The following is a 24,566-nucleotide window of genomic DNA, read 5'->3' as shown; positions in this document are numbered from 1 at the left end:
ACTGAACCTTCCTTCGATACGCTGTACCGAACCCGCTCGTTGCATATGCACTGCGCATAGGGGCAACGCCGCGCCGTCTGCGCGGCCGAGGGTCTCCACGTACGTATCGAATGTCTTTGACAGTCACGCAGCTCAAGGAGAGTCTTCGAGCGATGGCCGGTCCAGCCTTCCGTGCCGCCGCCGTCCGGGTGCGCACCCCTGCCACCAGCGCCAATCTCGGTCCGGGCTTCGACGCCCTGGGCCTCGCGCTGGGGCTCTACGACGACGTCGTCGTCCGGGTGGCCGACTCCGGGCTGCACATCGACATCGCGGGTGAGGGCAGCGAGAACCTGCCACGCGACGAGCGCCACCTCCTCGTCCGCTCCCTGCGCACCGCCTTCGACCTGCTGGGCGGCCAGCCCCGGGGCCTGGAGATCGTCTGCGCCAACCGCATCCCGCACGGCCGGGGCCTCGGCTCCTCCTCCGCCGCCATCTGCGCCGGCATCGTGGCCGCCCGCGCCGTGACCATAGGCGGCGAGGCCCGGCTGGACGACGCGGCCCTGCTGGCGCTGGCCACCGAGATCGAGGGCCACCCCGACAATGTGGCCGCCTGTCTGCTCGGCGGATTCACGCTCTCCTGGATGGAATCCGGCGCCGCCCGCGCGATCAGAATGGAACCCGACGATTCCATCGTTCCGGTGGTTTTCGTGCCCGGAAAGCCGGTCCTGACGGAAACCGCCCGCGGACTGCTGCCGCGCACCGTGCCGCATGTCGACGCCGCCGCCAACGCGGGCCGCGCGGGCCTGCTCGTGGAGGCCCTGACCCGGCGCCCCGAACTGCTGCTGCCCGCCACCGAGGACCGCCTCCACCAGGAGTACCGCGCCCCGGCCATGCCGGAGAGCGCCGCGCTGGTGGAGCGGCTGCGGGCGGACGGCATCCCCGCCGTCATCTCCGGCGCCGGACCCACCGTCATGGCCCTGACCGACGCCGGCACCGCCGACAAGGTCTCCCACCTCGCCGGTGCGGGCTGGGCCGCCAACCGGCTGGACCTGGATATGCGGGGAGCGAGCGTGCTTCCGCTTGCGCCCTGACACACGGTTGCCGGATTTGGAGAGGGGGAATGTTTGTTGGATCCGGTAGTGTTAATCTCAAGTCTGCACCCGACCCCACCATGGCGAGGTGCCACGTGTCCCCGTCCGGGACAGACATTCTTCCGGGAGCCCCCCACGCCACTCCGTGTTCCGCGCGCCGTACCTGGGCAGTACGTCGTATGCGAGCACTGAGCCGGCCGCAGGGCATGCTCCGGAACAGGTGCTACCACGCCACGTGACACCGGGTGTCACGGCTCGCGGAAGCGCCGTCACCGCACATTTCTCTTCCGCCGCGTTGGCGGACCACCGCCCCGGCACGGTTCACGAAGACAGGACCGTAGTCGGACAGCACAACCGGTCGCCGAGCCAGACAGGCCGACGTCCGCTCCAGGGAAGGACCCTTCGTGAGCGACACCACCGATCTGATGGGCGCACGTGTCGAGGAGACCGCTGCCGCGCCCGCCACGGACGCCTCCGCGCCTGCCACCGGTGCCGGCTCCCGGCGGCGCCGGGGTACCGGCCTTGAGGGCATGGTGCTGGCCGAGCTGCAGCAGGTCGCCTCGGGCCTCGGTATCAGGGGCACCGCGCGGATGCGCAAGAGCCAGCTGATCGAGGTCATCAAGGAGGCGCAGGCCCAGGGCAGCGCCCCCAAGGCCGAGGCCGCCGCCGAGACCAAGCCGAAGCGCCGGGCCACCTCCAAGGCCCGCACCGGCGAGAGCGCCGACGGCGCGCAGAAGGCGGCCAAGTCCGAGGCCCCCGCCGAGAAGGCGCAGCAGCAGATCGAGATTCCCGGCCAGCCTGCCAGCGAGGACGCGCCGACCGAGCGCCGTCGCCGCCGTGCCACCGCCGAGGCCGGCAGCCCCGCCGAGCCGGCCGCCGCCGAGGCGAAGACCGAGGCCCGTACGGACGCGAAGAGCGACTCCAAGGCCGACGCGTCCGCCCAGCAGCCGCAGCAGCAGGGCGAGTCCGCGAAGAACGACGCCGGTGACGGCGAGGGCCGCGGCCGCCGCGACCGCCGTGAGCGCGGCCGTGAGCGCGGGGACCGCAGTGAGCGGGGCGAGCGCGGTGAGCGTGGCGACCGTAGTGAGCGCGGCGAGCGCGGTGACCGTGGCGACCGCCGCAACAAGGGCGACGACCAGCAGGGCGGCGGCCAGCGCCAGCAGCCGCAGCAGCAGGGCGGCCGTCAGGACCGGCAGCAGCAGGACGACGACGACTTCGAGGGCGGCCGGCGCGGCCGGCGCGGGCGCTACCGCGACCGCCGTGGTCGTCGTGGCCGCGACGAGATCGCCGAGCCGCAGGTCACCGACGACGACGTCCTGATCCCCGTCGCGGGCATCCTGGACATCCTCGACAACTACGCCTTCATCCGGACCTCCGGCTACCTGCCGGGCCCGAACGACGTGTACGTCTCCCTCGCCCAGGTCCGCAAGAACGGCCTGCGCAAGGGTGACCACCTCACCGGTGCGGTCCGCCAGCCGAAGGACGGGGAGCGCCGCGAGAAGTTCAACGCGCTCGTCCGCCTCGACTCCGTCAACGGCATGGCGCCCGAACACGGCCGCGGCCGCCCGGAGTTCAACAAGCTGACGCCGCTGTACCCGCAGGACCGCCTCCGCCTGGAGACGGACCCGGGCGTGCTGACGACCCGGATCATCGACCTCGTGTCGCCGATCGGCAAGGGCCAGCGCGGTCTGATCGTGGCCCCGCCGAAGACCGGCAAGACCATGATCATGCAGGCGATCGCCAACGCGATCACGCACAACAACCCCGAGTGCCACCTGATGGTCGTCCTGGTCGACGAGCGTCCGGAAGAGGTCACCGACATGCAGCGGTCGGTCAAGGGCGAGGTCATCTCCTCGACCTTCGACCGCCCGGCCGAGGACCACACCACGGTCGCCGAGCTCGCCATCGAGCGCGCCAAGCGCCTGGTGGAGCTGGGCCACGACGTGGTCGTGCTGCTGGACTCCATCACGCGTCTGGGCCGTGCCTACAACCTCGCGGCGCCGGCCTCCGGCCGCATCCTGTCCGGTGGTGTCGACTCGACCGCGCTGTACCCGCCGAAGCGCTTCTTCGGCGCCGCGCGCAACATCGAGGACGGCGGCTCGCTCACCATCCTGGCGACGGCCCTCGTGGACACCGGCTCCCGCATGGACGAGGTGATCTTCGAGGAGTTCAAGGGCACCGGCAACATGGAGCTCAAGCTCGACCGCAAGCTCGCCGACAAGCGCATCTTCCCGGCGGTGGACGTGGACGCGTCCGGTACCCGTAAGGAAGAGATCCTGCTGGGCGCCGAGGAGCTGGGCATCGTCTGGAAGCTGCGCCGGGTGCTGCACGCCCTGGACCAGCAGCAGGCGATCGAGCTGCTGCTGGACAAGATGAAGCAGACCAAGTCGAACATCGAGTTCCTGATGCAGATCCAGAAGACGACGCCGACCCCCGGGAACGGCGACTAGAAGTCACCGGATCCAGCTGACCGAGGCCGTCCCCGCGGGGGCGGCCTCCGTCGTGTGCGGAGCGAGACCTTTGCCACAAGGGTCACGTTCCGCACCTGATCGGAAACATACGACAACCGACGACAAAGCCGCAGGTGAGCGCCGTAACCCCGGCGCGGCCGACTACACACGGTGCCCATCGCCCCACGCGGTGGGCACTCTGCGTTGTGCAACGCTGTCCCGAGTTTCTCCGTCCTACCGCACGGGGGGACGATGGAGCGGTGATGACCGCGCCTGACCCTGACAGCAGGGGGTAACCGATCGACGAGACCTAGGAGTGCCGTGTCCGCCGAGAGCATGCCGGAACCGATACCCCAGCCCGGCGCCCAGCCGCCCGGCCGCGGCGGCCGGGGGCGACGCCGCAAGCCCCGCAGCGCCGGCCGCAAGGCCCTGCTGGCGACGGCCTGGACGGCCGCGGGCGTCCTGGTGCTCGGCGGCGCCGGAGCCGGGTTCCTGTACTTCAAGCTCAACGGCAACCTGCACAGCGTCGACATCGACCAGGTCCTCGGCAAGAACCGCCCCACGAAGATCGACAACGGCTCCGAGAACATCCTGGTCCTCGGCTCCGACACCCGCTCCGGCTCCAACAAGAAGCTCGGCGGCGGCACGGACGACGGCAGCGCCCGCTCCGACACCGCGATGATCGTGCACGTCTACCAGGGCCACAAGAAGGCCAGCGTGGTCTCCATACCCCGGGACACCCTGGTGGACCGCCCCGCGTGCACCGACACCAAGGGCACCACGCACCCGGCCGCGAGCGCCGTGATGTTCAACGAGGCGTACTCCACCGGCGGCGCGGCCTGCGCCGTGAAGTCCGTCGAGTCCCTCACCGGTATCCGCATGGACCACTACCTGGAGGTCGACTTCGCGGGCTTCCAGAGGCTCATCGACGACCTCGGCGGCGTCCCGGTGACCACCACCAAGGCCATCGCCGACCCGCAGAGCCACCTGGACCTCAAGGCCGGCACGCACACCCTCGACGGGCAGCAGGCCCTCGGCCTGGTCCGCACCCGGCACGGCGTCGGCGACGGCTCCGACCTCGGCCGCATCCAGCTCCAGCAGGCATTCGTCAAGGCACTGCTCGGCCAGGTCAAGAGCGTCGGCGTCTTCAGCGACCCGAAGAAGCTGTACGACCTCGCCGACACCGCCACCAAGGCCGTCACCACCGACTCCGACCTCGGCTCGGTCAACTCCCTCGTCGACTTCGCCGACGGCCTCAAGGGCATCGACTCCCGGCACATGACCATGGTCACCATGCCTGTCCAGTACGACCCGGCCGACCCCAACCGCGTCCTGCTGGAGAAGTCGAAGGCCCACCTGGTGTGGGACGCGCTGAAGAACGACCGCCCGATCCCGAGGTCGGCCACGAAGGGCACGGCCACGGGCGAGGCCGACGGCGTGGTCAGCGGCTGACGTACGGCCGTCGAGGCGCCCGGGAAGAGCGCCGGACCACCCGGCGAAGCCCGCCGGACCGCGACGCGAAGCCCGCCGGACCACCGGCGGAATAGAACAGGCGCACCCCCGGTTTTGGGGGATGGCCCCAGTCCTGGCAGACTGGTACGTCGGCCCCGGTTCACGTCCCCGCAGCCCGCGGCGGCGACCCGGAGCCCTCCCGAAACCTAGGAGAAACCTTGAAGCGCGACATCCACCCCGAGTACGTCGAGACCCAGGTCAGCTGCACCTGTGGCGCGTCGTTCACCACTCGTAGCACCATCGACTCCGGCACCATCCGTGCCGAGGTCTGCTCCGAGTGCCACCCGTTCTACACGGGCAAGCAGAAGATCCTCGACACCGGTGGCCGTGTGGCCCGCTTCGAGGCCCGCTTCGGCAAGGCCGCCGGCTCCAAGAAGTAGCGAGCCCCCATTCGCCGGTCCACGGCCGTACGCCCACGCGGGCGTGCGTCCGGGACCGGCGTTTTTGGTCGCCCGCCCCTTCCCTTCACCGCAGTACAGGAGCCGAAAGATGTTCGAGGCAGTCGAGGACCTCGTCGCCGAGCACGCCGACCTCGAGACGAAGCTCGCCGACCCGTCGGTCCACGCCGACCAGGCGAACGCGCGCAAGCTGAACAAGCGCTATGCCGAGCTGACCCCGATCGTCGGCACGTACGGCTCCTGGAAGCAGGCCGGCGACGACATCGAGACCGCGCGCGAACTGGCCGCCGACGACCCGGACTTCGCCGCCGAGGTCAAGGAGCTGGAGCAGCAGCGCGAGGAGCTCACCGAGAAGCTGCGCCTGCTGCTCGTCCCGCGTGACCCCAGTGACGAGAAGGACGTCATCCTGGAGATCAAGGCGGGCGCGGGCGGCGACGAGTCGGCGCTGTTCGCCGGCGACCTGCTGCGCATGTACCTGCGTTACGCGGAGCGCGTCGGCTGGAAGACCGAGATCATCGACGCCACCGAGTCCGAGCTGGGCGGCTACAAGGACGTCCAGGTCGCGGTGAAGACCCGCGGGCAGACCGAGCCCGGCCAGGGCGTGTGGGCGCGGCTGAAGTACGAGGGCGGTGTGCACCGCGTGCAGCGCGTGCCGGCCACCGAGTCCCAGGGTCGTATCCACACCTCCGCCGCCGGTGTCCTCGTCACCCCCGAGGCCGAGGAGGTGGACGTGGAGATCAACCCGAACGACCTCCGCATCGACGTCTACCGCTCCTCCGGTCCCGGCGGCCAGTCCGTCAACACCACGGACTCCGCGGTGCGCATCACCCACCTGCCCACGGGTGTCGTCGCCTCCTGCCAGAACGAGAAGAGCCAGCTCCAGAACAAGGAGCAGGCCCTGCGTATCCTGCGCTCCAGGCTGCTCGCCGCGGCCCAGGAAGAGGCGGAGCGGGAGGCCGCGGACGCCCGCCGCAGCCAGGTCCGCACCGTCGACCGCTCCGAGAAGATCCGTACGTACAACTTCCCGGAGAACCGCATCTCCGACCACCGTGTCGGCTTCAAGGCGTACAACCTGGACCAGGTCCTGGACGGCGAGCTCGACGCGGTCATCCAGGCGTGTGTCGACGCCGACTCCGCGGCGAAGCTCGCGGCCGCGTAAGGAACCACGAGGATTTGCTGACTTCCGGAGGACTCGCGTGAACCTGCTGCTATCGGAGGTGGCCCAGGCCACCCAGCGGCTGGCCGACGCCGGCGTGCCCTCGCCGCGCACCGACGCGGAGGAGCTCGCCGCGTTCGTGCACGGCGTCAAGCGCGGCGAACTGCACTCCGTGAAGGACGCGGACTTCGACGCCCGGTACTGGGAGGCCATCGCCCGGCGCGAGCAGCGCGAGCCGCTCCAGCACATCACCGGGCGGGCCTACTTCCGCTACCTGGAACTCCAGGTCGGGCCGGGCGTGTTCGTGCCCCGGCCGGAGACCGAGTCGGTGGTCGGCTGGGCCATAGACGCGGTGCGCGCCATGGACGTGGTGGAGCCGTGCATCGTCGACCTGTGCACCGGCTCCGGGGCCATCGCGCTCGCCCTCGCCCAGGAGGTGCCGCGGTCCCGGGTGCACGCCGTGGAGCTGTCCGAGGACGCGCTGCGCTGGACCCGCAAGAACGTGGAGGGGTCCAGGGTCGACCTGCGCCAGGGCGACGCCCTGAGCGCGTTCCCCGACCTGGACGGCCAGGTCGACCTGGTCATCTCCAACCCGCCGTACATCCCGCTCACCGAATGGGAGTACGTCGCCCCCGAAGCCCGCGACTACGACCCCGAACTCGCGTTGTTCTCGGGGGAGGACGGGCTCGACCTGATCCGCGGCATCGAGCGCACCGCGCACCGGCTGCTGCGGCCCGGCGGGGTCGTCGTCATCGAGCATGCCGACACCCAGGGCGGACAGGTGCCGTGGATCTTCACCGAGGAGCGGGGCTGGGCCGACGCGGCCGATCACCCCGACCTCAACAACCGGCCGCGGTTCGCCACCGCCCGCAAGGCGCTGCCGTGAGCAGCACCGAGACTTCACCCCCGCAGTCTGTGTACGAGGAGGCCCGTTAAATGGCACGGCGATACGACACCAACGACGCGACCGACCGCGCCACGGGTCTGCGCGAAGCCGCGTCCGCCGTCCGCCGGGGCGAGCTGGTGGTGCTGCCGACCGACACGGTCTACGGCATCGGCGCCGACGCGTTCTCCTCCGAGGCCGTCGCCGATCTGCTCGCCGCCAAGGGCCGGGGCCGCACCATGCCCACCCCCGTGCTCATCGGCTCCCCGAACACCCTGCACGGCCTGGTCACCAACTTCTCCGAGATGGCCTGGGAACTGGTCGACGCGTTCTGGCCGGGCGCCCTGACGCTGGTCGCCAAGCACCAGCCGTCCCTCCAGTGGGACCTCGGCGACACCCGGGGCACGGTCGCCGTACGCATGCCGCTGCACCCGGTCGCCATCGAGCTGCTCACCGAGGTCGGCCCGATGGCCGTGTCCTCCGCCAACCTCACCGGGCACCTGTCGCCGGAGACCTGTGACGCCGCCCAGGACATGCTCGGCGACTCCGTCTCCGTCTACCTCGACGGCGGCCCGACCCCGGGCAACGTGCCCTCGTCCATCGTGGACGTCTCCCGCGACGTGCCGGTGCTGCTGCGCGAGGGCGCCATCTCGGTGGACGAGCTGCGCAAGGTCGTACCCGACCTCGAGGTGGCGAATTGACGGCCCCTGCGGCGGGGCGTGGCATAGGCATCGGGGAGCGCCTCGCGGAGGAGACGACGACGTTCGGGTTTCCGCGCGACAGCTTCCGCATCCTCCACGTCAGTACCGGCAATGTGTGCCGCTCGCCCATCACCGAGCGGCTGACCCGGCATTTCGTCGCCGAGCGCCTCGGGGTGCTCGGCGGCGGGCTGATCGTGGAGAGCGCGGGCACCTGGGGCCATGAGGGCGCGCCCATGGAGACCAACGCGGAGACCGTGCTGGCCGAGTTCGGCGCGGACGCCTCCGGCTTCATGGGCCGGGAACTGCTCGACGAGCACGTCATCCGGGCCGACCTGGTCCTGACCGCGACCCGCGACCACCGCGCCCAGGTCATCTCCATGGGGCACTCGGCGGGCCTGCGCACCTTCACGCTCAAGGAGTTCACGCGCCTGGTCCGCGCGATCGACCCCGCGACGCTGCCGCCCCTGGAGGACGGCCTCGTCATGCGCGCCCGCGCCCTGGTCCGCGCCGCCGCCGCCCTGCGCGGCTGGCTCCTGGCCCCCACGGCCGAGGCCGACGAGGTCTACGACCCCTACGGCGCGCCCCTGCCGTTCTTCCGCTCCATCGGCGACGAGATACGGGACGCGCTGGACCCGGTCGTCACGGCGCTCACCGGAGTGCCGGCCCGGATGTAGGGCCGGGCACCGGCCCGGCGCCGCACGCCGCGCCGGTCGGCGGACCCCGGCCTACATTGGGGATACGTCACCGTCGACCGCCCGGAGCCCGTCATGTCGGTCATCACCCTGCACGAGGCCGATGTCCTGCGGGAACAGGACCCGGAGGTGGCCGAGATCCTGATGGGGGAGCTGCGCCGGCAGTCGACGTCGCTCCAGCTCATCGCGGCGGAGAACTTCACCTCCCGCGCCGTGCTCGCCGCCCTCGGGTCGCCGCTGGCGAACAAGTACGCCGAGGGCTACCCCGGCGCCCGCCACCACGGCGGCTGCGAGATCGTGGACATGGCCGAGCGGCTGGCCGCGGAGCGGGCGTGCGCGCTGTTCGGGGCCCGGCACGCGAACGTACAGGCCCACTCCGGCTCCTCCGCCGTCCTCGCGGCGTACGCCGCCCTGCTGCGCCCCGGTGACACCGTCCTCGCCCTGGGCCTGCCGTACGGCGGTCACCTCACCCATGGCTCCCCGGCCAACTTCTCCGGCCGCTGGTTCGACTTCGTCGGCTACGGCGTCGACGCGGAGACCGGGCTGATCGACCACGACCAGGTACGCCACCTGGCCCGCAACCGCCGCCCCAAGGCGATCGTGTGCGGCTCCATCGCCTACCCCCGGCACCTCGACTACGCCTTCTTCCGCGAGGTCGCCGACGAGGTGGGCGCCTATCTGATCGCGGACGCCGCCCACCCCATCGGCCTCGTCGCGGGCGGCGCCGCCCCGAACCCGGTGCCGTACGCCGACATCGTCTGCGCCACCACGCACAAGGTGCTGCGCGGTCCGCGCGGCGGCATGATCCTGTGCGGCGCCGAACTGGCCGAGCGGGTGGACCGGGCGGTGTTCCCGTTCACCCAGGGCGGGGCGCAGATGCACACCATCGCCGCGAAGGCCGTCGCGTTCGGCGAGGCCGCGACCCCGGCGTTCGCGACGTACGCGCACCAGGTGGTCGCCAACGCCCGCACCCTGGCCGGCCGCCTCGCCGAGGAGGGGCTCACCGTCACCACCGGCGGCACGGACACCCATCTGATCACCGCCGACACGGCGCCGCTCGGCGTGGAGGGCCGCACCGCCCGCGGCCGGCTCGCCGCCGCCGGGATCGTCCTGGACTGCTGCGCGCTGCCGCACGGCGACGGCCGGGGCCTGCGCCTGGGAACCGCCGCGGTGACCACCCAGGGCATGGGCGAGCCGGAGATGGAGCGGATCGCGAAACTGCTCGCCGCGGTGGTGCGCGGACACCCGGAACCGGCCGGGGCGCGGGCCGAGGTGCGCGAGCTGACCGGGGCGTTCCCGCCGTATCCGGGCTGATCAGGGGCGGTCGCACCGACATCGGGGGCAGTCGTGCCAACGGGGACGGTCCGGACACGGCGAGGGTTCACAGCGAGGGTCACAGGGAGGTCTGCAACCATCCTGGCTACCCGTAAGTCCTCATCCGTATACGCCCGCCGCTAGGCTGTGGGGCTGTGATGGCCAGCGAGACCTGTGGGGAAGCCCGTGCGTGAATACCTGCTGACGCTCTGCATCACGGCCGCGGTGACGTACCTGCTGACAGGGCCGGTGCGGAAGTTCGCGATCGTGGCGGGGGCGATGCCGGAGATCCGGGCCCGGGACGTGCACCGGGAACCCACTCCGCGCCTCGGCGGGATCGCGATGTTCTTCGGACTGTGCGCGGGCCTGCTGGTCGCCGACCACCTGACCAGCCTCAACTGGGTGTTCGAGAAGTCCAACGAGCCGCGGGCGCTGCTCTCCGGCGCCGCCCTGATCTGGCTGATCGGCGTCCTGGACGACAAGTTCGAGATCGACGCCCTGATCAAGCTCGGCGGCCAGATGATCGCCGCCGGCGTCATGGTGATGCAGGGTCTGACGATCCTGTGGCTGCCCATCCCCGGCGTCGGCAATGTGGCGCTGACCCAGTGGCAGGGCACCCTGCTGACCGTGGCGCTCGTCGTCATCACGATCAACGCCGTGAACTTCGTGGACGGCCTCGACGGCCTCGCGGCCGGCATGGTGTGCATCGCGACGGTGGCGTTCTTCCTGTACGCGTACCGCGTCTGGGTGTCGTACGGCATCGAGGCCGCGGCCCCCGCCACCCTGTTCGCGTCGATCCTGATGGGCATGTGCCTGGGCTTCCTGCCGCACAACATGCACCCGGCGCGCATCTTCATGGGCGACTCCGGCTCCATGCTGATCGGCCTGGTGCTGGCGGCGGGCGCCATCTCCATCACGGGTCAGGTGGACCCGGACGTGATGAACCTGTTCTCCGGTTCCGAGCGCGCCACCGTGCACCAGATGGTGCCGGTCTACATCCCGCTGCTGATGCCGCTGACGATCATCGCGATCCCCGCCGCCGACCTGGTGCTGGCCATCGTGCGCCGCACCTGGCGCGGGCAGTCGCCGTTCGCCGCGGACCGCGGGCATCTGCACCACCGGCTGCTGGAGATCGGCCACTCGCACAGCCGCGCGGTGCTGATCATGTACTTCTGGTCGGCGCTGATCGCCTTCGGCGCGCTGGCCTACTCGGTCAACTCGGCGTCCATGTGGATCGTGCTCGGCGTCGTCTTCCTCAGCGCCGTGGGCCTCGTCCTGCTGCTCCTGCCGCGCTTCACGCCGCGGGTGCCGGTGTGGGCCCAGCGCTTCGTGCCGCCGCGCTACCGGCGTCGGCGGGCGGCCGCGGCGGAAGCGGAACTCGCCGTGGAGGCGGCCGCGCGGGACGGCGCGGACGAGCCGGAGACCGAGGAGCGCGCGCCCGTCACGGCCGGTGTGTCCGGCGTCAACGGGGCGACCGCAATCGGCACTCGCGGGCGATTTCCTGATCGTTCCTAGGACGGTCAAGGTAAGAATCTGACTAGAGCATTGCCAAGTCGTGGGGGAGCAAAGATCCCCAATACCAGACAAAGAGGCTTGGTTTCTGATCAGACGTGCAGAGTCACTCTCATGTGTGACAGCAAGCACACCTACCAGGTAAAGACCTCATCAAATAGTTTGTGATACTGTTCACGAGAACCCGGGATAGAACCGACGGACCGTAGTGCGACGGTCCTTTGGTGTGAGATCTCGATCGCTCAGCCCGGGACTACGCTCGTCCATGACGACACCTGCCCCCTGTGAAAGCGGAGTTGCCGCCATGCCGTCTTCTGACGCCCGGATCCTTGCCCAGGCCGCCGTACCCACGGCTGTCGTCGGCGCGCTCGCCGCCGTCGTCAGTGGTGTGGTCGCGGGCGGCAAGGGAGCGATCGGGGCAGTCGTCGGGACGCTGGTCGTGATCGTGTTCATGGGGCTCGGTCTGTACGTGCTCCAGCGCACCGCCAAGTCTTTTCCGCAGCTGTTCCAGATGATGGGCCTGATGCTCTACGCGGCCCAGCTGCTTCTGCTGGTCATCTTCGTCGCACTGTTCAAGAACACCACGCTCTTCAACCCGCGTGCCTTCGCCATCACGCTCGTGGTCGCCACCCTCGCGTGGATCACCGCACAGACGCGTGCGCACATGAAGGCCAAGACCCTCTACGTCGATCCGGACGCCTCGTCCTCGGGTGACAAGCCCGAAAAGACAGGGCGTTCGTCGTGAGAGGTAGGGCCGGGATAAAGGCGCAGCACGCTTGCTGCTATCGTCCGGTGCCAACTGCGGCATCGCGGGCGCGGGCATCTGAGCTGACGCCTGTTCGATCGCGAGGCGAGATGCCCCCCAGCCGCCCCCACATCCGTCACACCAGTCCCGTGCCGACCCGCGGCCGCACGCCGCGCCGACACAACGAGGTTGCCGTACCTATGCGCCACGATGAAGGAGCCCGCGGTGAGTGCTGATCCGACGCAGACGCTCGCTTTCGACTCGAGCTGCCACCTGTTCAGCGGGTGCGGCTTCGGGACCGTCGCTCCGGGCCTGCATTCGTTCCTCTTCGAGCCGATCTGGGGGGACACGAACGGCCTGTACTTCAACAAGCCGATGCTCCTCGCCCTGCTCGGCTCCATCATCGTCGTGGGCTTCTTCTGGGCCGCCTTCGGCAAGGCCAAGGTCGTTCCGGGCAAGCTCCAGATGGTCGGCGAGGCCGGCTACGACTTCGTGCGCCGCGGTGTCGTCTACGAGACCATCGGCAAGAAGGAAGGAGAGAAGTACGTACCTCTGATCGTCTCTCTCTTCTTCTTCGTCTGGATGATGAACATCTGGTCGATCATCCCGGTCGCCCAGTTCCCGGTGACGGCGATCATCGCCTACCCGGCAGCGCTGGCCGCGATCGTCTACGTCCTCTGGGTCTCGCTCACCTTCAAGCGGCACGGTTTCGTCGGCGCCTTCAAGAACTTCACGGGCTACGACAAGTCGCTCGGCGCGGTGCTGCCGCTGGCCATGGTCATCGAGCTGTTCTCGAACCTGCTGGTCCGCCCCTTCACCCACGCCGTCCGACTGTTCGCGAACATGTTCGCCGGCCACACGCTGATCGTGCTCTTCACGATCGCGAGCTGGTACATGCTGAACGGCATCGGTATCGCCTACGCCGGCGTCTCGTTCGTGATGACGATCGTCATGACCGCCTTCGAGCTGTTCATCCAGGCCGTCCAGGCGTACGTCTTCGTCCTGCTGACCTGCTCCTACATCCAGGGCGCGCTCGCCGAGCACCACTGAGCCACTCCGCCCCGAAACCCCTGGTCGTCCGGTGGCCAACCCCCCACCGGTCCGTAAAGAAAAGGAAGAACTGGCATGTCCCAGACCCTTGCCGCTGTCACTGGTTCGCTCAGCTCCGTCGGTTACGGCCTTTCGGCCATCGGCCCCGGCGTCGGCGTCGGCATCATCTTCGGTAACGGCACGCAGGCTCTCGCGCGTCAGCCCGAGGCTGCGGGCCTGATCCGCTCCAACCAGATCCTCGGCTTCGCGTTCTGTGAGGCGCTGGCCCTCATCGGCCTCGTCATGCCGTTCGTCTACTCCTGAGTCGAACGACAGCGACAGCCCATTCGACGAAAGGCACTGAGATGACCCACTCATGGGTTCAGTTTGCGGCGGAGAAGGAGAACCCTCTCATTCCGCCGTGGCCGGAGCTCGTCATCGGCCTGATCGCCTTCGTCATCGTCTTCGGCTTCCTCGCCAAGAAGCTCCTCCCGAACATCAACAAGGTTCTGGAAGAGCGTCGCGAGGCCATCGAGGGCGGTATCGAAAAGGCCGAGGCCGCGCAGACCGAGGCCCAGAGCGTCCTTGAGCAGTACAAGGCCCAGCTGGCCGAGGCACGGCACGAGGCCGCGCGACTGCGCCAGGAGGCGCAGGAGCAGGGTGCCACGCTCATCGCGGAGATGCGGGCCGAGGGTCAGCGGCAGCGCGAGGAGATCGTCGCCGCCGGTCACACCCAGATCGAGGCCGACCGCAAGGCCGCCGCGTCCACGCTGCGTCAGGACGTCGGCAAGCTCGCCACCGACCTGGCCGGCAAGCTCGTCGGCGAGTCCCTCGAGGACCACGCCCGGCAGAGCCGTGTGATCGACCGCTTCCTCGACGAGCTCGAGGAGAAGGCCGAGGCCGCGCGATGAACGGAGCGAGCCGCGAGGCCCTGGCAGCCGCACGGGAGCGTCTCGACGCGCTGACGGACTTCATGTCCGTGGACGCGGCCGCGCTCGCCGACGAGCTGGCGGCCGTCACCGCGCTGCTCGACCGCGAGGCCGGCCTGCGCCGGGTTCTCACCGACCCGGCGCAGTCCGGAGAGGCCAAGGCGGCCCTCGTCCAGCGCCTGCTCGGCGCCCAGGTCAGCGGCGTGGCCGTCGACCTGGTGGCCGGGATGGCCCGCGCCCGCTGGTCGCAGCCCCGCGACCTGGTGGACGCGACGGAGCAGCTGGCGGACATCGCCGACCTCACCGCCGCGGAGAAGCGTGGCAACCTCGACGAGGTGGAGGACGAGCTGTTCCGGTTCGGCCGGATCGTCTCCTCCAGCACCGAGCTGCGCGCCGCCCTGACCGACCGCACCGCGGGTGCCGCGGCCAAGACCGAGCTGCTGAACCGGCTGCTGGGCGGACGGGCCAAGCCCGCCACCGAGCGACTGGTCGTGCGCCTCGTGGCCGCGCCGCGTGGTCGTAGCCTGGAAGCGGGACTGGAGTCCCTGTCCAAGCTGGCCGCGGAGCGCCGGGACCGTCTGGTCGCCGTCGTCACCTCGGCGGTACCGCTGAGCGACACCCAGAAGCAGCGCCTCGGCGCCGCTCTCGGCAAGCTCTACGGCCGCCGGATCCACCTCAACCTGGACGTGGACCCCGACGTCGTCGGCGGTATGCGGGTACAGGTCGGTGACGAGGTCATCAACGGTTCGCTCGCGGACCGCCTGGACGAGGCCGCCCGCCGCATGGCGAGCTAGCGGCGACGCGACAGCGACGCAGCACCTCGACACACCAGAAATAGCAGTACGTACATACGGCCCTGGTTGGGCCGTGCAGAGGATTCACCTCCTGTTGGGGGGAGTCCCCATCCCCCCAAAGTGAAACTTCGGGCCCAACAAGGAGAGCAGGGAACCCAGATGGCGGAGCTCACGATCCGGCCGGAGGAGATCCGGGACGCGCTGGAGAACTTCGTCCAGTCGTACAAGCCGGACGCGGCCTCGCGCGAGGAAGTCGGTACGGTCACCCTTGCCGGCGACGGCATCGCGAAGATCGAGGGTCTTCCCTCGGCCATGGCCAACGAACTGCTGAAGTTCGAGGACGGCACCCTCGGCCTCGCCCTCAACCTCGAGGAGCGCGAGATCGGTGCCATCGTCCTCGGCGAGTTCAGTGGCGTCGAGGAGGGCCAGCCGGTCACGCGTACCGGCGAGGTGCTCTCCGTCGCGGTCGGCGAGGGCTACCTCGGCCGTGTTGTCGACCCGCTCGGCAACCCGATCGACGGCCTCGGCGAGATCGAGACGTCCGGCCGCCGCGCCCTTGAGCTGCAGGCCCCCACGGTCATGCAGCGCAAGTCGGTGCACGAGCCGATGGAGACCGGCTACAAGGCCGTCGACGCGATGACCCCGATCGGCCGTGGTCAGCGTCAGCTGATCATCGGTGACCGCCAGACCGGCAAGACCGCCCTGGCCGTCGACACCATCATCAACCAGCGCGACAACTGGCGCACCGGCGACCCGAAGAAGCAGGTCCGCTGCATCTACGTCGCCATCGGCCAGAAGGGCTCCACCATCGCGGGCGTTCGCCGCTCGCTGGAGGAGAACGGCGCGCTGGAGTACACGACCATCGTCGCCGCCCCGGCGTCCGACCCGGCCGGCTTCAAGTACCTGGCGCCGTACACCGGTTCGGCCATCGGCCAGCAGTGGATGTACGAGGGCAAGCACGTCCTCATCATCTTCGACGACCTCTCGAAGCAGGCCGACGCCTACCGCGCCGTGTCCCTGCTGCTGCGCCGCCCGCCGGGCCGTGAGGCTTACCCGGGCGACGTCTTCTACCTGCACTCGCGTCTGCTGGAGCGCTGCGCCAAGCTCTCCGACGAGATGGGTGCCGGTTCGATGACCGGTCTGCCGATCGTCGAGACCAAGGCCAACGACGTCTCGGCGTTCATCCCGACCAACGTCATCTCCATCACCGACGGCCAGTGCTTCCTGGAGTCGGACCTGTTCAACGCCGGTCAGCGTCCCGCGCTGAACGTCGGTATCTCGGTCTCCCGAGTCGGTGGCTCCGCCCAGCACAAGGCGATGCGCCAGGTCTCCGGCCGGCTGCGCGTGGACCTCGCCCAGTTCCGTGAGCTGGAGGCGTTCGCCGCCTTCGGTTCCGACCTGGACGCGGCCTCCAAGTCGCAGCTGGAGCGCGGTCAGCGCATGGTCGAGCTGCTGAAGCAGGACCAGTACCAGCCGATGGCCACCGAGGACCAGGTCGTTTCCGTGTGGGCCGGCACCAACGGCCGCATGGACGAGGTCCCGGTCGTCGACATCCGCCGCTTCGAGCGGGAGCTGCTGGACTTCCTGCACCGCAAGCACCAGGGCCTGATGACCTCCATCAAGGAGGGCGCCAAGATGTCGAACGACACCATTCAGGCGATCGACGACGCGGTGGCCGAGTTCAAGAAGCAGTTCGAGACCTCGGACGGCAAGCTGCTCGGCGAGGACACTCCTGCCGCTGCCGCCAAGTGACGTAAGGAAGGGACCTGACTCATGGGAGCCCAGCTCCGGGTCTACAAGCGTCGCATCCGATCCGTCAGCGCGACCAAGAAGATCACCAAGGCGATGGAGATGATCGCCGCCTCGCGCGTCGTCAAGGCGCAGCGCAAGGTGGCGGCCTCCACGCCGTACGCGACCGAGCTGACGCGCGCGGTCACGGCGGTCGGTACGGGGTCGAACACCAAGCACCCGCTCACCACGGAGGCGGAGAACCCGACCCGTGCCGCGATCCTGCTCCTCACGAGCGACCGCGGTCTGGCCGGCGCCTTCAACTCCAACGCCATCAAGGCGGCGGAGAAGCTGACCGAGCGCCTGGAGCGCGAGGGCAAGCAGGTCGACGCGTACATCGTCGGCCGGCGCGGTGTCGCCCACTACAACTTCCGCGAGCGCAAGATCGCGGAGTCGTGGACGGGCTTCACCGACGAGCCGTCGTACGCCGACGCGAAGAAGGTCGCGGCACCCCTGATCGAGGCCATCGAGAAGGACACGGCCGAGGGCGGCGTGGATGAACTCCACATCGTCTACACCGAGTTCGTCTCGATGATGACGCAGACCGCGCTCGACGCACGGCTGCTTCCGCTGCGCCTCGAAGAGGTCGCCGAGGAGACGAAGTCCGAGGGCGAGATCCTGCCGCTCTACGACTTCGAGCCCTCGGCGGAGGACGTCCTCGACGCCCTGCTGCCGCGCTACGTGGAGAGCCGTATCTACAACGCGCTGCTCCAGTCGGCCGCTTCCAAGCACGCCGCCACGCGGCGCGCGATGAAGTCGGCCACCGACAACGCGGGCGAGCTGATCAACACGCTGTCCCGTCTTGCCAACGCGGCCCGCCAGGCCGAAATCACCCAGGAAATCAGCGAGATCGTCGGTGGCGCCAGCGCCCTGGCCGACGCGACCGCGGGGAGTGACCGATAAATGACCACCACTGTTGAGACCGCGACGGCTACGGGCCGCGTCGCCCGGGTCATCGGCCCGGTCGTCGACGTGGAGTTCCCCGTCGACGCGATGCCGGACATCTACCAGGCGCTGCACGTCGAGGTCTCCGACCCGGCCAACGCCGGCGAGAAGAAGACGCTGACCCTGGAGGTCGCCCAGCACCTGGGTGACGGTCTGGTCCGCACCATCTCCATGCAGCCGACCGACGGTCTGGTCCGCCAGGCCGCGGTCACCGACACCGGCGCGCCGATCTCGGTGCCGGTCGGCGACTTCACCAAGGGCAAGGTGTTCAACACCCTTGGCGAGGTGCTGAACGTCGACGAGCAGTACCAGGGCGAGCGCTGGCCGATCCACCGCAAGGCCCCGAACTTCGACGAGCTCGAGTCGAAGACCGAGATGTTCGAGACGGGCGTCAAGGTCATCGACCTGCTCACCCCGTACGTCAAGGGCGGCAAGATCGGCCTGTTCGGCGGTGCCGGCGTCGGCAAGACGGTGCTCATCCAGGAGATGATCTACCGTGTCGCCAACAACCACGACGGTGTCTCCGTGTTCGCCGGTGTCGGTGAGCGCACCCGTGAGGGCAACGACCTCATCGAGGAGATGACCGACTCGGGCGTCATCGACAAGACCGCCCTTGTCTTCGGTCAGATGGACGAGCCCCCGGGCACCCGTCTGCGCGTCGCGCTGGCCGGCCTCACCATGGCCGAGTACTTCCGTGACGTCCAGAAGCAGGACGTGCTGTTCTTCATCGACAACATCTTCCGCTTCACGCAGGCCGGTTCCGAGGTCTCCACGCTGCTCGGCCGTATGCCGTCCGCGGTGGGTTACCAGCCGAACCTGGCCGACGAGATGGGTCTCCTCCAGGAGCGCATCACGTCGACCCGCGGTCACTCGATCACCTCGATGCAGGCGATCTACGTCCCCGCGGACGACCTGACCGACCCGGCCCCGGCCACCACCTTCGCCCACCTCGACGCGACGACGGTGCTCTCCCGTCCGATCTCGGAGAAGGGCATCTACCCGGCCGTGGACCCGCTGGACTCGACGTCCCGCATCCTGGACCCGCGGTACATCGCCGCGGACCACTACAACGCGGCCATGCGTGTGAAGAACATCCTGCAGAAGTACAAGGACCTGCAGGACATCATCGCGATCCTCGGTATCGACGAGCTCGGCGAGGAGGACAAGCTCGTCGTCCACCGTGCCCGTCGCGTGGAGCGCTTCCTGTCCCAGAACACCCACGTCGCCAAGCAGTTCACCGGCGTGGACGGTTCGGACGTGCCGCTGGACGAGTCGATCGCCGCGTTCAACGCGATCTGCGACGGTGAGTACGACCACTTCCCGGAGCAGGCGTTCTTCATGTGCGGTGGCATCGAGGACCTCAAGGCCAACGCCAAGGAGCTCGGCGTCTCCTGAGCCTCGCGCTCTTGTGAGGGGGCGGGCGCGTCCCGCCCCCTCACCAACGCCCACTAGAATTGACCCCAACACCCGGCACCCCTGCCGGGTGGTGACCCGAGGAGCCACTCTTGGCTGCTGAGCTGCACGTCGAGCTGGTCGCCGCGGACCGCCAGGTCTGGTCCGGCGAGGCCACCCTGGTCGTCGCGCGCACCACCTCCGGCGACATCGGCGTCATGCCCGGTCACCAGCCGCTGCTCGGTGTGCTGGAGTCGGGCCCGGTGACCATCCGTACGAGTGATGGCGGAACGGTCGTCGCCGCGGTGCACGGCGGTTTCGTCTCGTTCGCGGACAACAAGCTGTCCCTGCTGGCCGAGATCGCCGAGCTGTCGGACGAGATCGACGTCCAGCGCACGGAGCGGGAACTCGAGCGCGCGAAGGCGGAGGGCGACGCCGCCGCCGAGCGCCGCGCGGACGTCCGACTTCGTGCGGCGACCGCGCGCTGAACCAGCCGCGCGGTACGTTGACATCACTCAGCCGCGGCCGGCCCGGAGCAATCCGGTGCCGGTCGCGGCTGAGGCAGATGTAGGTGTTTTTTCCGTTTCATTACTCAGTAGTAGAAGCAGTTCCCTACTTAGGAGACGAGGAGGTCGGTGCCGATGGTCCTCGCTCTGACTGTGTGCGGGATCGTGGTCGCGCTCGTGGTGGCCGGGCTGTTCCTGTTCGGCCTCCGCCGCCGGCTGATCCAGCGCTCGGGCGGGACCTTCGACTGCTCCCTGCGCTGGGACGTGGCCGAGAATCCGGACACCGGCGGCAAGGGCTGGAGCTACGGCGTCGCCCGCTACAACGGCGACCGCATCGAGTGGTACCGGGTCTTCTCCTACGCCATCCGCCCCCGCCGCGTCCTGGAACGCGCCCAGATCGAGGTGGCCGGCCGCCGGCTGCCCGAGGGCGAGGAGGAACTGGCGCTGCTGTCCGACGCGGTGATCCTCGCCTGCGTCCACCGGGGCACGCGCCTCGAACTCGCGATGAGCGAGGACGCGCTGACCGGTTTTCTCGCGTGGCTGGAAGCGGCCCCACCCGGACAGCGGGTGAACGTGGCGTAACCACGTCCACCCGCTGGAGCGATGCTTCTTTCGGGGCTTCTTACAGGTTGCTGCTGATGGCGTTCACCAGTTCGCCGTCGCTGGTGTCGCCGCTGAACTCCCAGAAGAACGCGCCGCCCAGGCCCTGGGTCTTGGCCCAGCTCATCTTCCCGGCGATGGTCGACGGGGTGTCGTACGACCACCAGTTGCTGCCGCAGTGGGCGTACGCGGTGCCCGCGACGGTGCCGGTGACCGGGCAGGAGGACTTGAGGACCTTGTAGTCCTCGATGCCCTGCTCATAGGTGCCGGCCGCCGGGCCGGTGGCGGTGCCGCCCGGGGCGTCCTGGGTGACGCCGGTCCAGCCGCGGCCGTAGAAGCCGATGCCGATGAGCAGCTTGGCCGCGGGAACACCGGCCGCCTTGTACTTGGCGATCGCGTCGGCGGTGGTGAAGCCGGCCTTCGGGATGCCGCTGTACGAGGTGAGCGGGGAGTGCGGGGCGGTGGGGCCCTTCGCGTCCCAGGCGCCGAAGAAGTCGTACGTCATCACGTTGTACCAGTCGACGTACTGGGAGGCGCCGGAGTAGTCGGCGGAGTCGATCTTGCCGCCGTTCGAGCCGTCGGCGGAGACCGCGGCGGTGACCAGCTTGCCGGAGCCGAACTTGGCGCGCAGCGCGGCCATCACGTTCTTGAACGCCTCGGGCCCGCTGGTGTCACAGGTCAGACCGCAGTTGTTGGGGTACTCCCAGTCGATGTCGATGCCGTCGAACACATCGGCCCAGCGCGGGTCGTTGACGAGGTTGTAGCAGGACTGGGCGAAGCCGGCCGGGTCCTTGGCCGCGTCGGCGAAGCCGCCGGACCAGGTCCAGCCGCCGAAGGACCAGATGACCTTGAGGTTCGGGTACTTGGCCTTCAGCTCGCGCAGCTGGTTGAAGTTGCCGCGCAGCGGCTGGTCCCAGGTGTCGGCGGTGCCGTTGACGGCCTGGTCGGCGGTGAACGCCTTGTCGTAGTCGGCGTAGGAGTCGCCGATGGCGCACTTGCCGCCGGTGATGTTGCCGAAGGCGTAGTTGATGTGGGTGATCTTGGCGGCGGAGCCGGAGGTCACCAGGTTCTTCACGTTGTAGTTGCGGGCGTAGATGCCCCAGTCGGTGAAGTAGCCGAGCTTGACCTTGCCGCCGGCCGGCGGGGGAGTGGTGGAGCCGCCGCCGGTGGTGTGCACGGCGACCGCCGCGCTGGCCGGACCGGTCTGCCCCGCGGTGTCGCGGGCCTGCACGGAGTAGGAGTAGTCGCTGCCCGCGGTGAGCCCGGTGTCGGTGTACGACGTGGTGGTCACGGTGGCGACGACCTTGCCGTCGCGCAGCACGTCGTAGTTCTTGATGCCCTTGTCGTCGGTGGCCGCGCTCCAGGAGAGCTTCACCGAGGTGTCGCCGACGCCGGAGGCGGTCGGGGTGCCGGGGGCGCTCGGGGCGGAGTCGCCGGGGGCCGTCGTGCCGTCGCAGCTGCTGCCGTTGAGCGTGCAGTTGCTCGGGTTTCCGGAGCCGGCGCCGTTGAAGCCGAAGCTGACGGAGGCACCGGGGGCGAGGGTGCCGTTGTAGGACTTGTTCTTCGCCGTCCAGTGGTTGGCGGAGTTGGTGACGTCGGCGTCCCAGGCGGACGTCACGGACGTGCCGGAGGGGAAGTCCCATTCGACGGTCCATGAACTGACGGCGGCCGTACCGGCGTTCTTGATGGTCCACTGGCCGCCGAAGCCGGTGCCCCAGTCGCTGGACTTGGTGAAGCTCGCGGTGACGCCGGCCGCCTGGGCGCTCGCGGCCGGTGCGGGACTCGCGAGTCCGACCAGTCCGGCCAGGGGGAGTACCAGGGTCGCGAGCCCTGCCGCGACCTTGTGTCTGAAGCGCATCGAGCGCCTCCCTCGGTAGTGGGGGTGACGGGGGCATGACTGAGCCTTCATGCCCACGGTGCTGCGAGGGTAGAAAGGTCTGGACCACGGGTCAATAGGTCTGGACCATTCCAACTCCTGTACGCCCCCTGTGCATTGGGGGGTTTTCCCCAGCGAAGTGCAGGCGGTGGGGTGCGTACGATCGATGGGACCGATCAACGATCCGATGCGCTGTATACGGGGGACTCTTCATGCGACGCGCGCGCTTCCTCGCTGCCGTGGCCCTGGCCGCACTCACCGTCGGCGGCCTGTCCGCGTGCTCGGTCGCCGACCAGAAGACCTTCAAGGACGACGCCGAGGTGTCCCAGAAGGTGACGTCGATCCGTCTCGACAGCGGGAACGGCAATGTGCGGACGCGGACATCGGCGGACGCCTCCGCGATCTCCGTCCACCGCAAGGTCTTCTACCGCGGCGACAAGCCCACCGGCACGAGCTTCCATGTCGACCACGGCGTCCTGACCCTCGCCGGCTGCGGCCACCGGTGCTCCGTCGACTACGACGTGACGGTGCCCGCCGCCCTCCCGGTGACCGGCGGCACCAGCAACGGCGACCTCGTGCTGAACGGCGTCGGCGCGGTCGACGTGCACACCAGCAACGGCGACGTCGTGGTGAACGGAGCGGCGGGCGCGGTGAAACTGCGCTCCGCCAACGGCGACGTCACCGTGAAGAACACCAAGGCCGGCATCGCCGCGCAGACGTCGAACGGCGATGTGACGGTCCAGGTGCCCACCCCGCAGAACGTGCGGGCCCACAGCTCCAGCGGAGATCTCACGCTCACCCTGCCATCCGCCCGCTACCGGATATCGGCGGCCACCACCAACGGCGACAAGAAAGTGGCCTTCCGGGACGACCCGTCGGGCCGTTACACCCTGGACCTGACGACCACGAACGGCGACCTGACGGTGAAGCCGGCGGGCTAGCGCTCGCCGCCCGGTACCCACAGGACGTCGCCGGTGGCCTTGTTGGCGACGCGGGCCAGGATGAAGAGCAGGTCGGAGAGGCGGTTGAGGTAGGTGGCGGTGAGGGGGTTCATGGCGTCGCCGTGCACCTCCAGGGCCGCCCAGGTGGAGCGCTCGGCGCGGCGGACGACCGTGCACGCCTGGTGCAGCAGGGCCGCGCCCGGGGTGCCGCCGGGGAGGATGAAGGAGCGCAGCTTCTCCAACTGCTCGTTGAAGCGGTCGCAGTCCGCCTCCAGGCGGTCGATGTAGAACTGCTCGACCCGCAGCGGGGGGTACTCGGGGTTCTCCGTCACCGGGGTCGACAGGTCCGCGCCCACGTCGAACAGGTCGTTCTGCACGCGGGTGAGGACCGTGACGACCTCCTCGGCCAGGCCGCCCAGGGCGATCGCGGTGCCGATGACCGCGTTGGCCTCGTTGGAGTCCGCGTACGCGGAGATCCTCAGGTCCGTCTTGGGTACCCGGCTCATGTCGCCGAGGTGCGTGGTGCCCTTGTCGCCGGTGCGGGTGTAGATACGCGTCAGATTGACCATGGGCCCAGCGTAATTACGCCCCGGCCGTCCGGAACACCCGTGTGCCCGTCGTCACGGACACCACCGCGAAACCGACGGCCACGAGGACGCCGTAGAGCATGTGGGCGGTGGCGTAGTGGCCCACGTAGGCGTCGCGCACCGCGTCCACCAGATAGCGGAACGGCACGAGGTGCGAGAGCACGTCCAGCCAGGTGGGCGCCAGGGACATCGGGAGCATCAGGCCGGACAGCAGCATGGAGGGCATCGACACCGCGTTGATCAGCGGGCCGAACTCCTGCGGGGTGCGGACCTTCATCCCCGTCGCGTACGACAGGGAGGCCAGGGAGAGGGTGAGCAGGGCGACGAACCCGAAGCCGATGAGGATGCCCGCCAGGGGTGCGCGCAGGCCCATCGCCAGGGCGGCCAGCACCAGGAGGACCGCCTGGACCACGAACATCGTGGCGTCGCGCAGCACCCGGCCGAGCAGCAGGGCGAGCCGGCTGACCGGGGTGACCCGCATCCGGTCCACCACCCCCTGGGCGCCCTCCATGATGATCATGAATCCGGCGAACAGGGCTCCGAAGAGGCCGAGTTGGAGCAGCAGGCCCGGTACCAGGATCTGCCAGGAACTACCCGTCCGGCCGAGCGGCAGACCCGTGAGCAGGGGGCCGAAGAAGAGCAGGTAGAGCAGCGGGGTGAGGGCGCCGAAGAGCATGGCGAAGGGGGAGCGGAGGGACTGGCGGAGGTAGCGGCCGTAGACGAGGGCCGTGTCGTGCAGCAGCATG

At 69.4% G+C, this 24,566-nt stretch carries 24 protein-coding genes; 21 read left to right on the top strand and 3 right to left on the bottom strand.

Going from position 1 to position 24,566, the window contains the following annotated elements; genetic code table 11:
- Positions 1–152: 152 nt before the first annotated feature.
- From thrB to GHR20_RS11800, 20 genes are all read left to right on the top strand, one after another.
- Positions 153–1,070 carry a homoserine kinase gene (thrB, locus tag GHR20_RS11895; protein WP_148023571.1) on the top strand — a complete coding sequence of 306 codons (918 nt, stop codon included), beginning with the start codon at positions 153–155 and terminating at the stop codon, positions 1,068–1,070.
- A 404-nt stretch (positions 1,071–1,474) separates the two neighbouring features.
- Positions 1,475–3,520: a transcription termination factor Rho gene (gene rho / locus GHR20_RS11890; RefSeq protein WP_153813150.1), complete on the top strand. Its 2,046-nt coding sequence runs from the start codon at positions 1,475–1,477 to the stop codon at positions 3,518–3,520.
- Between the two features lie 321 nt (positions 3,521–3,841).
- Positions 3,842–4,972 carry an LCP family protein gene (locus GHR20_RS11885; protein WP_111584660.1) on the top strand — a complete coding sequence of 377 codons (1,131 nt, stop codon included), beginning with the start codon at positions 3,842–3,844 and terminating at the stop codon, positions 4,970–4,972.
- Positions 4,973–5,190: 218 nt separating this feature from the next.
- Entirely contained in the window at positions 5,191–5,412 is a 222-nt protein-coding gene (gene rpmE / locus GHR20_RS11880; protein ID WP_030042685.1) for a 50S ribosomal protein L31, read from the top strand.
- Between the two features lie 109 nt (positions 5,413–5,521).
- Positions 5,522–6,589 carry a peptide chain release factor 1 gene (gene prfA, locus GHR20_RS11875; protein ID WP_085566571.1) on the top strand — a complete coding sequence of 356 codons (1,068 nt, stop codon included), beginning with the start codon at positions 5,522–5,524 and terminating at the stop codon, positions 6,587–6,589.
- Positions 6,590–6,626: 37 nt separating this feature from the next.
- A complete protein-coding gene (gene prmC, locus GHR20_RS11870; RefSeq protein ID WP_153813149.1) occupies positions 6,627–7,472 on the top strand; it encodes a peptide chain release factor N(5)-glutamine methyltransferase in 846 nt (281 codons plus the stop codon).
- Between the two features lie 50 nt (positions 7,473–7,522).
- Positions 7,523–8,170, top strand: a complete 648-nt coding sequence (locus GHR20_RS11865; protein WP_153813148.1) for an L-threonylcarbamoyladenylate synthase — start codon at positions 7,523–7,525, stop codon at positions 8,168–8,170.
- Complete coding sequence (locus GHR20_RS11860) at positions 8,167–8,844, top strand: protein-tyrosine-phosphatase (protein ID WP_111584657.1); 678 nt, start codon at positions 8,167–8,169, stop codon at positions 8,842–8,844. The genes GHR20_RS11865 and GHR20_RS11860 overlap by 4 nt, the downstream gene beginning before the upstream one ends.
- Before the next feature lie 93 nt (positions 8,845–8,937).
- The gene (gene glyA / locus GHR20_RS11855) at positions 8,938–10,176 is read left to right on the top strand and encodes a serine hydroxymethyltransferase (protein WP_153813147.1); all 1,239 of its coding nucleotides are present in this window, start codon (positions 8,938–8,940) and stop codon (positions 10,174–10,176) included.
- A 186-nt stretch (positions 10,177–10,362) separates the two neighbouring features.
- A complete protein-coding gene (locus tag GHR20_RS11850) occupies positions 10,363–11,691 on the top strand; it encodes an MraY family glycosyltransferase (RefSeq protein WP_153813146.1) in 1,329 nt (442 codons plus the stop codon).
- Positions 11,692–11,992: 301 nt separating this feature from the next.
- The gene (locus tag GHR20_RS11845; RefSeq protein WP_111584654.1) at positions 11,993–12,433 is read left to right on the top strand and encodes a hypothetical protein; all 441 of its coding nucleotides are present in this window, start codon (positions 11,993–11,995) and stop codon (positions 12,431–12,433) included.
- A 210-nt stretch (positions 12,434–12,643) separates the two neighbouring features.
- The gene (gene atpB / locus GHR20_RS11840; protein ID WP_153813145.1) at positions 12,644–13,483 is read left to right on the top strand and encodes a F0F1 ATP synthase subunit A; all 840 of its coding nucleotides are present in this window, start codon (positions 12,644–12,646) and stop codon (positions 13,481–13,483) included.
- A gap of 75 nt (positions 13,484–13,558) precedes the next feature.
- Entirely contained in the window at positions 13,559–13,786 is a 228-nt protein-coding gene (gene atpE, locus GHR20_RS11835; protein ID WP_037656501.1) for an ATP synthase F0 subunit C, read from the top strand.
- Between the two features lie 41 nt (positions 13,787–13,827).
- Positions 13,828–14,373, top strand: coding sequence for a F0F1 ATP synthase subunit B (locus GHR20_RS11830; protein WP_037656500.1), 546 nt, complete (start codon positions 13,828–13,830; stop codon positions 14,371–14,373).
- Positions 14,370–15,185, top strand: coding sequence for a F0F1 ATP synthase subunit delta (locus GHR20_RS11825; protein ID WP_153813144.1), 816 nt, complete (start codon positions 14,370–14,372; stop codon positions 15,183–15,185). Before GHR20_RS11830 ends, GHR20_RS11825 begins: the two co-directional genes overlap by 4 nt.
- 159 nt (positions 15,186–15,344) lie before the next feature.
- The gene (gene atpA, locus GHR20_RS11820) at positions 15,345–16,937 is read left to right on the top strand and encodes a F0F1 ATP synthase subunit alpha (RefSeq protein ID WP_111584650.1); all 1,593 of its coding nucleotides are present in this window, start codon (positions 15,345–15,347) and stop codon (positions 16,935–16,937) included.
- 21 nt (positions 16,938–16,958) lie between these two features.
- Positions 16,959–17,876, top strand: a complete 918-nt coding sequence (locus GHR20_RS11815; RefSeq protein ID WP_153813143.1) for a F0F1 ATP synthase subunit gamma — start codon at positions 16,959–16,961, stop codon at positions 17,874–17,876.
- Positions 17,877–19,313: a F0F1 ATP synthase subunit beta gene (gene atpD / locus GHR20_RS11810; RefSeq protein WP_153813142.1), complete on the top strand. Its 1,437-nt coding sequence runs from the start codon at positions 17,877–17,879 to the stop codon at positions 19,311–19,313.
- A 110-nt stretch (positions 19,314–19,423) separates the two neighbouring features.
- Positions 19,424–19,798 carry a F0F1 ATP synthase subunit epsilon gene (locus tag GHR20_RS11805; RefSeq protein WP_037656493.1) on the top strand — a complete coding sequence of 125 codons (375 nt, stop codon included), beginning with the start codon at positions 19,424–19,426 and terminating at the stop codon, positions 19,796–19,798.
- Between the two features lie 153 nt (positions 19,799–19,951).
- Positions 19,952–20,398 carry a DUF2550 domain-containing protein gene (locus GHR20_RS11800; protein WP_111584647.1) on the top strand — a complete coding sequence of 149 codons (447 nt, stop codon included), beginning with the start codon at positions 19,952–19,954 and terminating at the stop codon, positions 20,396–20,398.
- A 40-nt stretch (positions 20,399–20,438) separates the two neighbouring features.
- Here the strand turns inward: GHR20_RS11800 and GHR20_RS11795 are convergent, their stop codons facing one another.
- Positions 20,439–22,274, bottom strand: coding sequence for a glycoside hydrolase family 18 chitinase (locus tag GHR20_RS11795; protein ID WP_111584646.1), 1,836 nt, complete (start codon positions 22,272–22,274; stop codon positions 20,439–20,441).
- Positions 22,275–22,504: 230 nt separating this feature from the next.
- Between GHR20_RS11795 and GHR20_RS11790 the strand changes: the two genes are divergently transcribed.
- Positions 22,505–23,233, top strand: a complete 729-nt coding sequence (locus GHR20_RS11790; protein ID WP_153813141.1) for a DUF4097 family beta strand repeat-containing protein — start codon at positions 22,505–22,507, stop codon at positions 23,231–23,233.
- Here GHR20_RS11790 and GHR20_RS11785 read toward each other — a convergent pair.
- On the bottom strand, positions 23,230–23,802 hold the full coding sequence (locus tag GHR20_RS11785) for a cob(I)yrinic acid a,c-diamide adenosyltransferase (RefSeq protein WP_148023579.1): 573 nt from the start codon (positions 23,800–23,802) through the stop codon (positions 23,230–23,232). The genes GHR20_RS11790 and GHR20_RS11785 overlap by 4 nt on opposite strands.
- 13 nt (positions 23,803–23,815) lie before the next feature.
- Positions 23,816–24,565 (bottom strand): ABC transporter permease, encoded by a 750-nt coding sequence (locus GHR20_RS11780; protein ID WP_153813140.1) that lies wholly within the window; start codon positions 24,563–24,565, stop codon positions 23,816–23,818.
- Between the last annotated feature and the right edge of the window lies 1 nt (position 24,566).

Origin of the sequence: Streptomyces sp. SUK 48 (assembly GCF_009650765.1) — a bacterium.
In the GTDB taxonomy this organism is placed as follows: domain Bacteria; phylum Actinomycetota; class Actinomycetes; order Streptomycetales; family Streptomycetaceae; genus Streptomyces.
Note: the sequence above shows the minus strand (reverse complement) of the source record. Positions and strands in the feature narration are given on the sequence as shown.

Excerpts from the sequence above, each read along its gene's own strand:
- thrB (WP_148023571.1), top strand. The coding sequence starts at position 153 with ATGGCCGGTCCAGCCTTCCGTGCCGCCGCCGTCCGGGTGCGCACCCCT.
- prfA (WP_085566571.1), top strand. The coding sequence starts at position 5,522 with ATGTTCGAGGCAGTCGAGGACCTCGTCGCCGAGCACGCCGACCTCGAG.
- GHR20_RS11865 (WP_153813148.1), top strand. The coding sequence starts at position 7,523 with ATGGCACGGCGATACGACACCAACGACGCGACCGACCGCGCCACGGGT.
- glyA (WP_153813147.1), top strand. The coding sequence starts at position 8,938 with ATGTCGGTCATCACCCTGCACGAGGCCGATGTCCTGCGGGAACAGGAC.
- GHR20_RS11845 (WP_111584654.1), top strand. The coding sequence starts at position 11,993 with ATGCCGTCTTCTGACGCCCGGATCCTTGCCCAGGCCGCCGTACCCACG.
- atpB (WP_153813145.1), top strand. The coding sequence starts at position 12,644 with ATGAAGGAGCCCGCGGTGAGTGCTGATCCGACGCAGACGCTCGCTTTC.
- atpE (WP_037656501.1), top strand. The coding sequence starts at position 13,559 with ATGTCCCAGACCCTTGCCGCTGTCACTGGTTCGCTCAGCTCCGTCGGT.
- GHR20_RS11830 (WP_037656500.1), top strand. The coding sequence starts at position 13,828 with ATGACCCACTCATGGGTTCAGTTTGCGGCGGAGAAGGAGAACCCTCTC.
- GHR20_RS11825 (WP_153813144.1), top strand. The coding sequence starts at position 14,370 with ATGAACGGAGCGAGCCGCGAGGCCCTGGCAGCCGCACGGGAGCGTCTC.
- atpA (WP_111584650.1), top strand. The coding sequence starts at position 15,345 with ATGGCGGAGCTCACGATCCGGCCGGAGGAGATCCGGGACGCGCTGGAG.
- GHR20_RS11815 (WP_153813143.1), top strand. The coding sequence starts at position 16,959 with ATGGGAGCCCAGCTCCGGGTCTACAAGCGTCGCATCCGATCCGTCAGC.
- atpD (WP_153813142.1), top strand. The coding sequence starts at position 17,877 with ATGACCACCACTGTTGAGACCGCGACGGCTACGGGCCGCGTCGCCCGG.
- GHR20_RS11800 (WP_111584647.1), top strand. The coding sequence starts at position 19,952 with ATGGTCCTCGCTCTGACTGTGTGCGGGATCGTGGTCGCGCTCGTGGTG.
- GHR20_RS11795 (WP_111584646.1), bottom strand. The coding sequence starts at position 22,274 with ATGCGCTTCAGACACAAGGTCGCGGCAGGGCTCGCGACCCTGGTACTC.
- GHR20_RS11790 (WP_153813141.1), top strand. The coding sequence starts at position 22,505 with ATGCGACGCGCGCGCTTCCTCGCTGCCGTGGCCCTGGCCGCACTCACC.
- GHR20_RS11785 (WP_148023579.1), bottom strand. The coding sequence starts at position 23,802 with ATGGTCAATCTGACGCGTATCTACACCCGCACCGGCGACAAGGGCACC.
- GHR20_RS11780 (WP_153813140.1), bottom strand. The coding sequence starts at position 24,565 with ATGCTGCTGCACGACACGGCCCTCGTCTACGGCCGCTACCTCCGCCAG.